At 39.1% G+C, this 15,290-nt stretch carries 13 protein-coding genes; 11 read left to right on the forward strand and 2 right to left on the reverse strand.

From position 1 onward, the window contains the following. Nucleotides 1–96: 96 nt before the first annotated feature. The 4 genes from IGL49_RS02055 (at nt 97) to IGL49_RS02070 (ending at nt 4,517) form a co-directional block, all read left to right on the forward strand. Entirely contained in the window at nt 97–1,746 is a 1,650-nt protein-coding gene (locus tag IGL49_RS02055) for a putative polysaccharide biosynthesis protein (RefSeq protein WP_104853926.1), read from the forward strand. A gap of 108 nt (nt 1,747–1,854) precedes the next feature. Beyond that, nucleotides 1,855–2,589 (forward strand): pseudouridine synthase, encoded by a 735-nt coding sequence (locus tag IGL49_RS02060; protein WP_174108236.1) that lies wholly within the window; start codon nt 1,855–1,857, stop codon nt 2,587–2,589. Between the two features lie 133 nt (nt 2,590–2,722). Further along, nucleotides 2,723–4,138, forward strand: a complete 1,416-nt coding sequence (gene pepV / locus IGL49_RS02065) for a dipeptidase PepV (RefSeq protein WP_002358655.1) — start codon at nt 2,723–2,725, stop codon at nt 4,136–4,138. Nucleotides 4,139–4,283: 145 nt separating this feature from the next. Next, nucleotides 4,284–4,517: a hypothetical protein gene (locus tag IGL49_RS02070; RefSeq protein ID WP_002355504.1), complete on the forward strand. Its 234-nt coding sequence runs from the start codon at nt 4,284–4,286 to the stop codon at nt 4,515–4,517. A gap of 259 nt (nt 4,518–4,776) precedes the next feature. On the opposite strand, the gene IGL49_RS02075 is transcribed toward IGL49_RS02070, so the two are convergent. After that, nucleotides 4,777–5,796, reverse strand: a complete 1,020-nt coding sequence (locus IGL49_RS02075) for an acyltransferase family protein (protein ID WP_104853928.1) — start codon at nt 5,794–5,796, stop codon at nt 4,777–4,779. Nucleotides 5,797–6,034: 238 nt separating this feature from the next. Between IGL49_RS02075 and IGL49_RS02080 the strand changes: the two genes are divergently transcribed. From IGL49_RS02080 to IGL49_RS02100, 5 genes are all read left to right on the forward strand, one after another. Then, a complete protein-coding gene (locus IGL49_RS02080; RefSeq protein ID WP_104853929.1) occupies nt 6,035–6,988 on the forward strand; it encodes an ABC transporter ATP-binding protein in 954 nt (317 codons plus the stop codon). Further along, entirely contained in the window at nt 6,989–8,506 is a 1,518-nt protein-coding gene (locus IGL49_RS02085; RefSeq protein ID WP_104853930.1) for an ABC transporter permease/substrate-binding protein, read from the forward strand. A gap of 141 nt (nt 8,507–8,647) precedes the next feature. Then, on the forward strand, nt 8,648–9,103 hold the full coding sequence (argR, locus tag IGL49_RS02090) for an arginine repressor (protein ID WP_104853931.1): 456 nt from the start codon (nt 8,648–8,650) through the stop codon (nt 9,101–9,103). Between the two features lie 33 nt (nt 9,104–9,136). Then, nucleotides 9,137–10,645, forward strand: a complete 1,509-nt coding sequence (locus tag IGL49_RS02095; protein ID WP_104853932.1) for a phosphomannomutase/phosphoglucomutase — start codon at nt 9,137–9,139, stop codon at nt 10,643–10,645. 23 nt (nt 10,646–10,668) lie between these two features. Then, on the forward strand, nt 10,669–11,223 hold the full coding sequence (locus tag IGL49_RS02100; RefSeq protein WP_104853933.1) for a GNAT family N-acetyltransferase: 555 nt from the start codon (nt 10,669–10,671) through the stop codon (nt 11,221–11,223). 120 nt (nt 11,224–11,343) lie between these two features. Here the strand turns inward: IGL49_RS02100 and IGL49_RS02105 are convergent, their stop codons facing one another. Next, complete coding sequence (locus IGL49_RS02105) at nt 11,344–12,207, reverse strand: RluA family pseudouridine synthase (RefSeq protein ID WP_164982907.1); 864 nt, start codon at nt 12,205–12,207, stop codon at nt 11,344–11,346. Between the two features lie 342 nt (nt 12,208–12,549). Here IGL49_RS02105 and IGL49_RS02110 point away from each other — a divergent pair, with 342 nt between their 5' ends. Continuing rightward, entirely contained in the window at nt 12,550–14,736 is a 2,187-nt protein-coding gene (locus tag IGL49_RS02110; RefSeq protein ID WP_104853934.1) for a PBP1A family penicillin-binding protein, read from the forward strand. Between the two features lie 62 nt (nt 14,737–14,798). Further along, nucleotides 14,799–15,140: a YlbF family regulator gene (locus IGL49_RS02115; RefSeq protein ID WP_002355518.1), complete on the forward strand. Its 342-nt coding sequence runs from the start codon at nt 14,799–14,801 to the stop codon at nt 15,138–15,140. Nucleotides 15,141–15,290: the final 150 nt, after the last annotated feature.

Below are 15,290 nucleotides of genomic sequence, written 5' to 3' on the forward strand. Positions count from 1 at the left end.
TGTTAAAATAGGATAATTCTTCGAGAAAGTCGTTGCATATCCCAAGATGAACAATTAAAATAAAGAAAGCATACTCAAAGAATATTGGAGGACAAAATGATCAATCAACCAAATTCAGTTGATCAACCAATCCTGACGAACCAAGAAAAAATGGTCAAAGGCTCAGCTTGGATGACAGCTAGTAATATTATCTCCCGCATGTTAGGGGCGATTTACATCATCCCCTGGTACGCTTGGATGGGCGAGCACGGAAACGAAGCGAACAGTTTGTTTTCAATGGGGTATACGATTTATGCCTTATTCCTAATGATCTCTACCGCCGGAATTCCAGGTGCGATTGCCAAGCAGACCTCGCATTATAATTCATTGAACGAATATAAAATTAGTCGACAGCTCTTTTATCGTGCCTTACAACTAATGGGTGGCTTAGGTGTGGTTTTTGCTATCGTGATGTATTTGGCATCTCCTGCATTAGCAGCTTTGTCTGGTGGAGGTCCTGAATTAGTCCCAACGATGCGTTCATTAAGTTTAGCCGTTTTAGTTTTCCCAAGCATGAGTGTCATTCGCGGCTATTTCCAAGGAAATCAAGAAATGATGCCCTTTGCTTTATCACAAATTGTTGAACAAGTAGCACGAGTTTTTTATATGTTATTAACCGCCTTTATTATCATGAAAGTCTTTGAAGGTGATTATGTTACAGCGGTGACCCAAGCCACTTTCGCAGCGTTTATTGGGATGCTCGCAAGTTTTGCGGTTTTAGGTTATTACATGTACAAGCAAAAACCATTATTTGATTATTTAGAAGAACACAGCGCCAATGAACATGAGATTGCTCCAAAAGAGTTATTGATTGAAACTTTTAAAGAGGCGATTCCTTTTATCGTAGTTGGCTCAGGGGTGACTGTCTTTAAACTTGTCGATCAGTTTACTTTCTCAAACTTTATGCGTTTGTTTACGGATTATTCAGATACCCAATTACGAGAGCTTTTCGGTATCTTTAATGCCAATCCGGATAAATTAACTATGATTGTGGTGGCTTTAGCGACTTCAATTTCGGCTACTGGCTTGCCGTTAATTACAGAAGCGGTCACCTTAAAAAATTACCGCGAGTTAGCGCGTTTGATTAGCAATAATTTACAACTTTTTGTGTTTGTGATGTTGCCAGCAACATTCGGTATGATTGTCTTAGCGCAACCACTATACACTGTTTTTTACATGCCAGATGCTTTAGGCACTTCTTTATTAGTGCAAGCGTGTTACGCTAGTTTATTCTTGGGCTTGTATATGTTAGTGTCAAATATGTTGATGGGGATGTATGAAAATCGTGACGCAATGCGTTATTTAGGAATTGGTTTAGCTGTGAAATTAATCGTGCAATTCCCCGCAATCCGTTTATTTGAAGTTTACGGTCCGTTATTAGCAACGATGATTGGCTTTACGGTTTCTTGCGTATTGATTCTAAGAAGAATTCGTCAAGTGACACGTTTTAATTACAAATTAACCTTACGGCGAACATTGTTAATGTTCTGCATTACAGTCATCATGATGATTATCGCTTTGATTTTCCGTCAGTTCTTGTATCTATTTTTAGATCCAACTAGACGTTTCCAAGCCTTCATTATCGTTGTAATTGTGGCTGCTGTAGGAGGCGCTTTTTATGGCTATTCGGTCTTGAAGATTCGCTTAGCTGATCGTTTATTAGGGAAAAATGCCGCAAAATTACGTGCAAAATTCAATATTAAATAATAGCTGATTGAACTCCTTTCAGCAGATTCTCATAAGAGACAAGGCTTGAGACATCGATCGATTCGATTTATGTCCCAAGCTATTTTTTTAAAGGAAAGAGGAAGGACAATGCGTTTAGATAAATTTTTAGCCGATGTTGGTATCGGTAGTCGTAAAGAAATCAAACAATTGTTAAAGAAAAAAGTCGTTACGGTGAATGGTGACGTCGTAAAAGAAGCCAAAACACAAGTAAACGAAGAAACAGATCAAATTGCCTTGATGGGAGAAATTCTTACGTATCAGAAATTCTTTTATTACATGTTGCATAAACCACAAGGTGTCATTTCTGCGACGGAAGATCAGCGAGATGAAACGGTAATTGACTTGTTAACTGATCAGGATTACCGTGCCGACTTGTTTCCAGTTGGTCGCTTGGATAAAGATACCGAAGGCTTGCTTCTATTAACAAATGATGGCCAGTTAGCGCATCAATTATTATCACCCAAAAAACATGTGGATAAAGAATATTTAGCTGAAGTTGAGGGACTTGTGACAGCGGAAGATTGTCAACTGTTTGCGCAAGGATTTGCCTTAAAAGATGGAGAAATGGTTAAACCGAGTCGCCTAGTCATTGAGACGACCAATCAGGAAGAAGGGACTTCCGTAGTCCGTTTGGTGATTCAAGAGGGAAAATTCCATCAAGTCAAACGGATGTTAGCCACTGCAGGCAAACCTGTGACGTATTTAAAACGATTACGAATGGGCGAACTATGGTTGGATGAAACCTTAGAACTAGGGGAATATCGGCCTTTAACAGAAGACGAATTGCAACAACTACAACCTAAACAATCATACCTCAATTAAAATAAACAAAAACCCAGCCCTTTCTACGGAAAAGATAAAAATTTTCTCGAAAAATAGTGTCGGGTTTCTTTCTTTTTCTGCATAAAATGGTATGATTGACTATGTAGAACTTTATGAATAGGAGTGACAACAAATGACAATTGATTGGACAAAAGAAGTCGAAGCACGTAAAGACGACTTATTAGAAGATTTACAAAACTTATTACGGATCAACAGTGAACGTGATGATGCACAAGCAACACCTGAAGCGCCCTTTGGACCTGGACCAGTTGCTGGCTTAAAACACATGTTAGCGTATGGTGAACGTGATGGCTTTACGGTGAAAAATGTCGACAATTACGCTGGACACATTGAATATGGTGAAGGCGACGAAACGTTAGGAATTTTTGGTCATATGGACGTTGTTCCTGCTGGTGATGGTTGGGAAACAGATCCTTATGAACCAGTCATTAAAGATGGCAAAATTTATGCACGTGGTGCGAGTGATGATAAAGGCCCAAGTATGGCTGCTTATTACGCAATGAAAATTATCAAAGAATTAGGCTTACCCGTGTCTAAAAAAATTCGTTTCGTAGTAGGGAGTGACGAAGAAAGCGGCTGGGGCGATATGGATTACTATTTCCAACATGAAGAAGCGCCAGACTTTGGTTTCTCACCAGATGCTGAGTTTCCAATTATTAATGGGGAAAAAGGAAATGTGACTATTCGTTTAACTTTCCGAGGCGGTAACGGCGCTGATTATAAATTAGAAAGCTTCAAATCTGGCTTACGTGAAAACATGGTTCCGGGAACAGCAGATGCTGTTGTAACGGCTGCTTCAGCAGACGAAGCGGCTTCACTAGCTGCTAGCTTTGAAACATTCATCAAACAAGAAGCAAAAATTTCAGGTAATGCAGAACTTTCAGATAAAACAGTGACTTTCCATGTAGTTGGTAAAGGTGCTCACGGTGCTAGCCCACAATCTGGAATTAACGCAGCGACTTTCTTGGCAACTTTCTTAAATGATTACAGCTTTGCAGAAGGCGCATATAGCTTTATTAATACCATTGCTGAATTTATCCATGAAGATTTTTATGGTGAAAAATTAGGCGTGGCTTTTGAAGACGAAAAAATGGGTAAATTGACAATGAACGCTGGGATTGTTAACTTTGATCCAGAAAATCCTGAAAATAGCTTAGTAACATTAAACTTCCGCTATCCAAAAGGAACTTCAGCAGAAGAATTACAAGCAAAAGTTCAAGCAACAGTCGGTGAAACGGTCACTGCAACACAAGGAGATCGCAACCAAGAACCGCATTATGTACCAGTTGATGATCCATTGGTGGCAACGTTACTACAAGTTTACGAAGACCATACAGGCGAAAAAGGCCAAGAACAAATCATTGGTGGCGGTACTTATGGCCGCTTATTAAAACGTGGTGTTGCCTATGGCGCAATGTTCCCTGGCTACACAGACACAATGCACCAAGCCAACGAATTTATGGAATTAGATGACTTATTCCGAGCAGCTGCTATTTATGCAGATGCGATTTATCGTTTAGCGAAGTAAAGTAAAAAAGCTGTTTTCGATTTTCGAAAACAGCTTTTTTTTTGCAATTTTTGCCTTTTAAAAACCCAAAATCAGAACCGTCAATTTACTGAAAATTTCTTGCAAATCAAAGGATCCCACGATACGATAAATAGGAGAAAACGCAATGAGTGAAACACTTATTGTTAACTATTTAATCAAAGGACGTGTGAAGATGAACGTAGAAGAATTAGTTCAAAAAGCAAAAGATTTAATTGGAGAAGGCAACGTGGAACATGCCCAACAATTTATTGAAGAACATAAAGATGAATTAGGCGAACACTATCATAAAATTACAGCGATGTTAGCTGATACAACGACTGATGGTTTGTTTGATAAAATTAAAGGCTTGTTTCAATAGTCGAAAAAAATCTGAGATAAACGTGGTGGCTGAGACAAAAGTGTTTAGTTCTAAGAACCAAGTAGGTACGATGATTTCATCTGTTCATGCTTCACAGTGAAACATCGCAACTCTTAGAGCTGTAGCTTTTTTGCAGGCTGGACTGTGACGAGACGTATGTCGAGAAGTCACCTGAGAAGTTGCTTCTGTGCCCGCCGTTTAACAGTTTTTGAGCGTGGAGCAAAAATCCAAAGTGATTTTTGTCCCACGCTCTTCTTTTTTATTTAACTTTTAACCATTGTTTTGTCGATACATACGCAATCGGATTAAAAAGATAATCCGCTCCCCGTTTCACCACAGGCATATTCGTAATAGCTAAAATGAAGAGGGCTAAGAAGAAGAGTGCCAGGATTCGGAAAGTAAACCATTCTTTGAAGAGTGTGTCTAGTTGTAAGCCACTTTCCAACAGAATAATTAAGGGCATATGTAAGAGATAAGGGTAGAGGGTATCTTTTCCGAGGGCGCTTAAAGGTAACTTTCGGTTAGGCAATAATGCAAACCAAGAAAGAGACATCAAGGCTGCAGCAACGTAAAAGAACAGCTGAATGAAACTACTGTATTCAAAGGCTGGACTAATTTCAGCATAGGAAGCCCAACCAGTTAAGAAGCCCCAAAATTTCGTTGCCAATGACCATTGACTATTTACAAATAAAAAGGAGCATAAAATTACGCCTATCGCTGCCCATTTGACTTTGCGATGATCTAAAAAGGTTTGCAGCTTTTGAATATCCATTAAGTAGCCACAGTAAAAGAAAGGGAAAAAGCCCAGAGTCCGTCCTAAAGACAAGAAACCTTCCACAGGCAAATAGCCTGAGGCGCAGCCGATAATAATGATGATGGGCAACATGATTTTCGGCTGAACGCGCTGCAGAAAGATGGTAATTAAGTAGAAGCTTGCTAAGGAAAGTAAGTACCAAGGAACGCCTGTTTCATTCAGTAAATCAAAATTCATTTTATTTGCAAAGGCGAAATTAGCAAGCGTAATCAACAACTTCGCTAAGAGATAAAGCCAAACAAAGGAAAGTAAGCGTAGATATTTTCGTTGTTTAATTGCATGTTTACTAAAGAGTCCAGAGACAAAAATAAAGGCTGGCATATGGAATGAATAGATCCAAAAGTTGATCGTTTCCATGAGTCGTGAAGGAGAAGCTTCACGATCTAAAATATGCCCAAAAATCACTAAGAAAATTAAAAAAAGTTTCACGTTGTCCCATTTGTAAATTCGCTTGTCGTTTTCCATAATGATCACTCCTTTTAGTAGAAAACAGTTCACTTTTGTTTAAGGCAGAAGAGGACAATTTTTCCATTCATTGAGTAGATAATTGTAGATACGAACCGGCAGCCATTAAATGAGCCCCCCCACATACTTGCGCTTAAAACAAAAAATTAGGCAGGATGTTAGTCTTAAATTATACTGAAAGAGTGACGATCCTCCAAAGATTTTGTTTATTAAGAAGTGAAAGATGCGGTGAAAATAAATGATAAAATTTCAAAATGTTTCAAAAGTATATCAAGAAAATGCTGTTTTGTCCGATGTGAATTTAACAATCCAACAAGGCGAATTTTTTGTATTAGTAGGGCCGAGTGGTAGTGGAAAAACGACGACCTTGAAAATGATTAATCGGCTCATTGAGCCAACGACAGGTGAAGTGGCTCTCAATGAACAAGCGGTAGCCAATTACCCATTACGAGAATTACGACTAAAAATTGGCTATGTTCTTCAGCAAATTGCCTTATTTCCTAACTTAACCGTGGCGGAAAATATTGAGTTGATTCCTGAAATGAAAAAATGGCCCAAAGAGCAACGCAGAGAGCGAACCATTGAACTATTGAAAAAAGTTCAGCTGGATCCTGAGGAATATCTGCATCGTAAGCCAGCAGCACTTTCGGGAGGCGAGCAACAACGTATCGGGATTTTACGTGCCATTGCAGCCGAACCAGAAGTGATTTTAATGGATGAACCGTTTAGCGCGCTAGATCCGATTTCAAGGCATCATCTTCAACGTTTGGTGAAAGAACTTCATCAGGAATTAGCGAGTACCATTGTTTTTGTGACCCATGATATGAATGAAGCTTTACTGTTAGGTGAGCGCATCTGTATTATGGATGCTGGCAAAATTATTCAAGTCGATACGCCAGAAGCTATTCAAAAACATCCGAAAAATAATTTTGTCGGTCAATTTTTCAAACAATCTTCGCCAGAACTAGCGAACTATTGTGGCGCTGACTTGACTGCATTTTTAGAAGCCGCGGATGAGACGATTGAGCCAGTGCCGACTGTTTTCATGGAAACCAATTTAAAAGAGATTGTCCAACTCATTAATGCGCAAGAGAAAGCAAATTTAGTAGAAAAACAACAAGTTTTAGGGTGTATCACTTCAAAAACGATTACTCGTTTTATGGAACAACTGTTGGAAAGTGAGGGACAGTAGATGCAAACATTGATTGAAACTTTTTTCGCTCGAAAAGAAGAATATCTGCAAGCGTTAATCGAGCATATGCAATTGTCCTTTATCTCGTTATTATTCGCTGCGTTGATTGCAATTCCTTTAGCCATTTATTTAACGAGCCATCGTAAGTTAGCGGAAAGTCTGTTACAAGTGACTGGGATTTTCCAAACAATCCCTTCTTTAGCTTTGCTAGGCTTACTGATTCCGTTAATTGGTATTGGTCGACCACCGGCAATTGTTGCGCTAGTGATTTATGCCTTATTCCCAATTTTACAAAACACCTATACTGGTTTGACGGAAATTGATCCTTCGTTAGAAGAAGCCGCAGAAGCATTTGGGATGAGTAAAAAAGAAAAACTGTTTAAGTTTGAGTTACAAATGGCATTACCATTTATTATTTCTGGGATTCGAACGGCTACCGTTTTAATTATTGGTACGGCCACGTTGGCGGCGTTAATTGGAGCAGGTGGTTTAGGGACCTTCATTTTATTAGGAATTGATCGAAATAATTTATCGTTGATTTTTATTGGAGCCCTTTCATCGGCTGCACTAGCAGTCTTATTTAATTATGGAATTCATTGGTTGGAAAAAGCGAATGGACGGCGACTAATCATTGGTGGCACTATTTTAGGCCTTTTGTTAGGTGGTTCATTTTTCTGGAATCAACAAACTAGTTCAAAGGAAAAACAGCTGACAATTGCTGGGAAATTAGGGGCGGAACCAGATATTATTATTAATATGTATAAAGCCTTAATTGAAGAAAATAGCGACATTCAGGTGACGTTAAAGCCAAACTTTGGCAAGACTACTTTTTTATACAATGCCTTAAAATCAGATGAAATCGATCTTTATCCAGAATTTACAGGAACAGTGATCGAAACCTTTTTAAAAAATCCTCCCCAGCTAGACAATCAACCTCAAGTAGTCTATGAAGCGGCACGCGCTGGCTTGAAAAAACAAGAAAACCTTACTTTGTTGAAACCGATGCGCTATGAAAATACGTATGCCGTCGCAGTCAAGCGCTCATTTGCAAAAGCGCATCAATTAAAAACGATTAGTGATTTACAGAAAATTAGCAATCAGCTAAAAGCGGGGTTTACGTTAGAATTTATTGATCGGCAAGATGGCTATAAGGGATTACAAGAAAAATATCATTTAAATCTGAATGTCCAATCGATGGAACCGGCGTTACGCTACCAAGCGATTAATAATGGTGAGGTAAATGTGATTGATGCCTATTCAACGGATAGTGAATTGAAACAATACGATTTAGTAACGTTAGAAGATGATCAAGCGCTATTTCCGCCTTATCAAGGAGCACCACTTATTAAAACAGCAACGTTGGAAAAATATCCAGAATTAGCAGAAATATTGAATAAATTGGCAGGGAAAATCAGCGAAGAAGAAATGAGTGAAATGAATTATCAAGTCAATGTGGAAGGGCAAGATCCGAGCCTAGTGGCGAAAGACTATTTAAAAGAAAAGAATCTTCTTAAATAAGTATTTTTTACTGAAAAAGACTGGTATATAAACGTTTATCCAGTCTTTTTCAGATAAATAAAGAGTTTAATGTGAAAAGTACCTGTATTTTTACTCATTTTTGGATATAATAAAAGAAATGAATGGAGAGGAGTGGTCTATATGAAAAAAGCAGAACGTCAACGTTTGATTAAACAATTAATTATGCAACAAGAAATTGAAACACAAGATGAATTAATCACTCGTTTGGAAGAACTTGGCGTCCGAGCCACTCAAGCGACTGTTTCAAGAGATATCCGTGAAATGAGTATTGTTAAAACACATGGTGCAGATGGTCGTGTCAAATATGCAATTTTTTCTCAAGCACACGGCACAAGCAGTGAAGAGAAATTACGAGAATCAGTGAAAGATTCCGTTGTTCGAATGGAGCGAGTACAATTTATTGTCATCTTGCATACAGAGATGGGAAATGCCGATGTGGTGAGTAACTTTTTAGATGAAGTAGCCTATCCAGAAGTGGCGGGTACCGTGGCTGGTGCGGATACGATTATTGTGATTACACGTTCAGAAGAGGATGCGGAACACTTTATCGAACGCATCGAAAATATGATTTTTTAAAATTGAAAGCATCAATAGAAGGGAGTTTTTTTCTTGGTAGAATTGAAAGCGCTACAAAATGGTTCGGATATTCGGGGAATTGCTTTGGATACGGAAGAAAAAACTGCAACATTAACCGCAACAGCAGTAGCCGAAATTGCGGTGGGTGTGGTTCGTTGGTTACAGGACAAAAAACAGCTGCCACGAAAGGCACAACAGTGCCTGACAATTGCAATCGGACATGATGGTCGTCTAACGGCAGAGCCGATTAAGCAAGCATTAGTGGATACGTTTCTTTCATTAGGTATTCAGGTGATTGACGTTGGTTTAGCTACGACGCCTGCTATGTTTATGGCTACTCAATTTCCAACGCTTCAATGTGATGCAGCGATTATGATCACAGCCAGCCATTTGCCTTACTATTTTAATGGTTTGAAGTTCTTCACAGCAGAAGGTGGAGCAGAGAAAGAAGATATTCGGTATATTTTATCTCATACTGATCCGCTGACAGCCACCGAAAATGGCACCCTGATGAAGCAAGAGTTACTGCCAATTTATGCGGAGCATTTGGTGGCAAAAATTCGCCAAGGAATTCATTCGCCAGAAGAGAAACCTTTACAGGGCTTTCGAATTATCGTTGATGCAGGTAATGGGGCTGGGGGCTTCTTTGCGGAGCAAGTTCTTCAAGTTTTGGGCGCTGATACGACGGGGTCACAGTTTTTAGAACCAGATGGGCATTTTCCTAATCATGTACCTAATCCAGATAATTCTGAAGCAATGAAAAGTATTCAAACGGCTGTTTTAGCTAATCAAGCAGATTTGGGCATTATTTTTGATACAGATGTAGATCGTTCGGCTGTGGTGGACCAATCAGGTGAGGTACTAAACCGAAATAATTTAATTGCTGTTTTAGCGGCAATTGTTTTAAAAGAAGCGCCTGGTAGTTATATTGTGACAAATTCGCCAACCTCAAGTCATTTAAAAACATTTATTGAAGAAAAAGGCGGCCAACAGATTCGTTATATTTCTGGTTACCGAAACGTCATTAATAAAATGATTGAATTGAATCATGGAGGCTTTCAGACACCGTTAGCCATTGAAACCAGTGGTCATGCAGCGTTTCAAGAAAACTACAATCTGGATGATGGTGCTTATGTCGTAGCGAAAATTTTAATGTTGTTACCAGAATTGAAACAAAACAATCAAACGTTAGGTGATCTGATTGCTACGTTGAAGCAACCGGCAGAAACCAATGAATTTCGCTTCAAAATTACTGCGGAGGATGTTACTTGTTATGGGCAACAAGTCTTGCGAGACTTTGAATTGTTTGTAGAAAATCAAGCAGACTTTGCTGTGGACCGTGAAAATCAAGAAGGTGTTCGGGGAAACGTGTCTGGTCAATATGGCAGTGGTTGGTTTTTACTACGCTTAAGTCTGCATGAACCGTTGCTTGTTCTTCAGGTAGAGAATGACCAAAGCGATAAAAATGCGTGTGTCATCGAAAAAATTGCCACTTTTTTACAAAAATACGAGGAAATCGATAGTCAGCAAATAGAAAAATAATTTAGGAAATTAAAGGTGTTCTTATGGAAAATGTCTTACAAGGAAAACACATTGGCTTTTCTCATTTTAGAGAAGAATATATCGAACATATTGCAAAGCAGCAATGGGATAATGAATTGCTTCGGCATTTGAGTTGGGATGCTTTACATCCGTGGGGGCTTGAAGAATGGAAAGATTTCACAATTAATAAAGGAGAAGATGATCGATTTCTATTTGCTATTTTAGAAAATACGACAGAGGAATTTATTGGTTGGGTTTCGTTGTCTGATGTACAGTTGAAAAATAGAGGGGCCAATTTAGGGATTGCTATTTTACAAAAAGAGCAACGTGGTCAAGGATATGGCTTTGAGGCGGTGTCTTTAATTTGTAAATTTGCTTTTTATGAATTGGGTTTGCACAAAATCAGATTAGCTGTCAATAGTAACAATCCAAAAGCGATTCATGTTTATGAAAAAGTAGGTTTCAAAAAAGAAGGAATTGATAGAGAAGCATTATTTCAAGATGGCCAATGGCTGGATATCTACAATTACGGAATTTTACAAAAAGAGTGGCTACAAATGGTTAAGGCTGAGAGTTAGTTCAGGGACTGTTTAACACCAAGACACTAGCAAACGCAGATATGCCGTTCTCGACAGTGAATGTGCGGTAAAACAAAAAACAGAAGAAATTGGACGGTAGCCGCCGATTTCTTCTGTTTTTTACCATAGTCCAGGCGCTGCAGTCACAACGATTTGTTTTTTTGTAAACGGATGGCGTAAATGGAGTTGCGAAGCATGGAGCATTAAACGAGCTGCCTGCGATTTTGGGTTGTATAACGGATCACCAATAATTGGATGCCCTTCGCTAGCTAAATGGACCCGAATTTGGTGCGTCCGACCTGTTTCTAAAACACAGGTAACTGCGGTTTGATTGTTAGAAAGAGCTTGGACCACTTGGACATGTGTAATCGCAGGATCCCCTTTTTGAGGGTCAATCCGTCGTTTCCGGCGATCATGTCGATCACGACCAATTGGCTGATTGATTGTCTGCTCTTTTTGGTTAAAGTGACCAGACACAATCGCTTGATATTGGCGGTAAATTTGTTTTGTTTCTAATAAACGCCCTAAAATAGGTAAGACAAAAGGATTTTTTGCAAAGACAATCGCACCACTGGTTTCTTTATCTAATCGATGAACGACATAAGGGACCTGATTTTTCTCGGCTAAATAGGCAGCAACATGATTTAACAAGGTGTCTGTTTCCTGTGGCTGATTTGGATGGGTTTTAATGCCATAAGGTTTATTTACAATCATTAAATGTTCATCTTCATATAAAACCGTCACACGCGTTGCTTCCCCCCAATGAATAGCGGGACGTACATAATCGGTTTCTTCAAACGTTAAGGTGACACAATCGCCAGCTTGGACGGGAAAATGAAAAGCAGCTGTTTCCCCGTTTATTTTGACATTTTTTCGCGTGCGTAAAAAATGGCGCACTTTTCGAGGGACTAGCCACTCATTTTCTAATAGTTCTTTTACAGTCATTGTTGAAAAATTTTCAGGTAATCTCATTGAATATTCCACCAAATCCCACCTTTCACTGATTCGCTATTTAGTGTAACAAAGCTACTCAAAAGGTCAAGTCAGAACGGAAAAAAAGCTGAAATTTGTTAGAAAGGCAGTTCCTTGAGAGATTCTTAAACAAATTTACATAAAAAACGAAGAAAAGCATGATAGAATAGAGGCTAAATAAAGACTCGTTTCTAAACGTAAGCAATTATTTACCTCTAGTGAAGGCCACATTTCCTTTGCTACAGCGAAAAGACCATTGAAATTGTTTTTCAAGAATTTTTCATGCTTTAGACCTAGGTCGTACCCACAAGAATATGGTAGACTTAGCCAAGAAACGTAAACAGAGGGAGTACTATGGACAATCTTAAACAATTTTTTAGTAAAGTCGGTGTCGGATTACGTCATTTTTGGACGTGGATAAAGCCTTATTTAATACAATTCCATCAAGCCAGAAAGCGGATTTGGAAAAAGTATCAAATCAATAAAATTTTCTTGTTAATTGGTTTGGTAGTCGCTTTAGGTGCCAGTATTTATTTATTTTACTTAGCTAAGTCCGCAAACGTTGAGACCCTAAAATCGGGGCTAAGTGAATCAACACGCGTTTATGATGAATCAGGAAAAGAAGTCGGAAAGTTATTCGGGCAAAAAGGGACTTTTGTGGAGCTGGATAATATTTCTCCTTATATTCAAGACGCGGTTATTTCAACTGAAGATCGCGCGTTTTATCAACATAAAGGGTATTCCATCAAAGGGATTGCCCGTGCGGTTGTTGGCAAATTGACCTTCGGAAAAATTGGTGGCGGTGGTGGCGGAAGTACAATTACGCAGCAATTAGCCAAAAATGCTTACTTAACGCAAGAGCAAACGCTAGATAGGAAAGCCAGAGAATTATTCTTAGCGATTGAAATTGAAAAGAAATATTCGAAAAAAGATATCTTGGCAATGTATTTAAATAATTCTTATTTTGGTAATGGTGTCTGGGGTGTGCAAGATGCAGCTCGTAAATATTTTGGCGTGGATGCGTCCCAAGTCACAGTGGGAGAAGCCGCAACGCTAGCGGGCATGTTAAAAGGGCCAGGAATTTATAACCCAATTGATTACATTGACAATGCCACAGCGCGACGAAATACCGTTTTACAACTTATGGTCGACAATAAAAAACTATCTCAAGAAGAAGCCAATCAAGAAGCGAATGTTAACTTAGCGAGTCTATTAAATGACACCTATGTTGGCGACGAAAATAGTTACAAATATCCATATTATTTTGATGCGGTAATTGATGAAGCGGTCAATCGTTATAAATTTAAAGAAGAAGATATTTTAAATAAAGGCTACAAGATTTACACTTCTTTAAATCAGGGGTATCAAGATGCGATGGATGCAACTTATAAAAATGATGCACTATTTCCACCCAATGCAGAAGATGGTGCCATGGTTCAGAGTGGTTCTGTAGCCATTGATCCGAAAACCGGCGGCGTGCAAGCACTGGTGGGCGGTCGAGGGGAACACGTTTATCGAGGCTTTAACTTTGCAACGCAAACAAAACGTTCACCAGGCTCGTCCTTAAAACCAATTTCTGTCTATACACCAGCTTTAGAGGCTGGCTATAAACCAGACTCTGTTTTAGAAGATAAACCACAAGATTATTATCCAGCGCAAAACTATAGCCGCACGTACAGTGGAGAAGTTCCTATGTATCAAGCCTTAGGAGAAAGCTTAAATTTACCAGCGGTGTGGTTATTACATCAAATTGGTTTAGATAAAGGCTATGAAAAAACAGAGAAATTTGGCATTCCGTTATCAGAAAAAGATCGGTACTATGGTTTAGCCCTTGGGGGATTACAAACGGGTGTTTCGCCACTAACCATGGCGGGAGCTTATAGTGCCTTTGCCAATGAAGGTTATAAAACTGAAACGCATTTAATTACAAAAATCGTCGACTCAACTGGCGCAATTGTAGTTGATAATACGAAAGTCAAGAAAGAGCAAGTCATTACCAAAGATGTTGCAGATGGGATTACAAGTATGCTGCTAGGGGTCTTTAGTTCTGGGAGCGGGGTCAACGCACAACCAGCAGGCTACGTAATGGCTGGTAAAACAGGTACGACAGAAACCAACTTCGATAGTAGTAAAACGAACGATCAGTGGGTGATTGGTTATACACCAGAAGTTGTCATTGCTACTTGGTTAGGCTTCCAAGAAACCAGTAAAACCCATTATCTGGAAGGCAGTAGCGCTACGTATGCCTCTCAGGTGTTCAACAGTCAAGCCAGTGGCATCTTGCCACAAGTCAAACAAGCACAATTTCCTGTCGCGGATGCTTATGCCACAGGTGGGAAAGTTGTTGATAGCAACGATAGTTTAACCGGTGGTGCCAATTCTAATTGGCGAGATAACTTAAAAGACTTTGGAAACTCTGTTCAAGACGGCGCTAGCAATTTCGGAGATACATTGAATGAAGTTGGGGGACAAATTAAAGAGGGCGCGAAAAAAGTCAAAGACAAGATTGAAGGAATTTTCGGAGGCTTATTGGGAAATTAGTTGGGAAAACCTAAGAGAAATGGTACAATGAAGATGAAACTATTGAGAAAAGAGGGATTCCATTGAGTAACATTTATGATACAGCCAATCAGATTGAACGTGAACTACGTGAGTTAGACGAATTTAAAGCATTACAAGCAGCGTATGAAGAGGTAAAAGCAGACGAAGCAGCTTACACATTGTTTAAAGAATTCCAAGGATTCCAACAAGGACTACAAGAAAAACAAATGCGCGGCGAAGAATTCACGGATGAAGATGCTGAAAAAGCACAAAGCATTGCAACAAAAGTACAAGAAACAGCCGTTATCAACGAATTAATGCAAAAAGAACAAGCGTTTAGCTTAGTTGTCAATGATTTAAACCGAATTATCATGACACCTGTGCGTGATATGTATAACGATTAATTTACGTAATTGAAGAGGTCGGGACAGAAGTGTTTAACTCCGAGAAATAAGAAGGAGTTGCTTCTGTTTCCGCCGTTTATCAGTTTTTGAGCGTGGAACAAAAATCCAAAGTGATTTTTGTCCCACGCTCGTTTTTCTTTTACTAAAAAT

This window comes from Enterococcus sp. DIV1337a, assembly GCF_051712285.1.
Taxonomy (GTDB): domain Bacteria; phylum Bacillota; class Bacilli; order Lactobacillales; family Enterococcaceae; genus Enterococcus; species Enterococcus faecalis.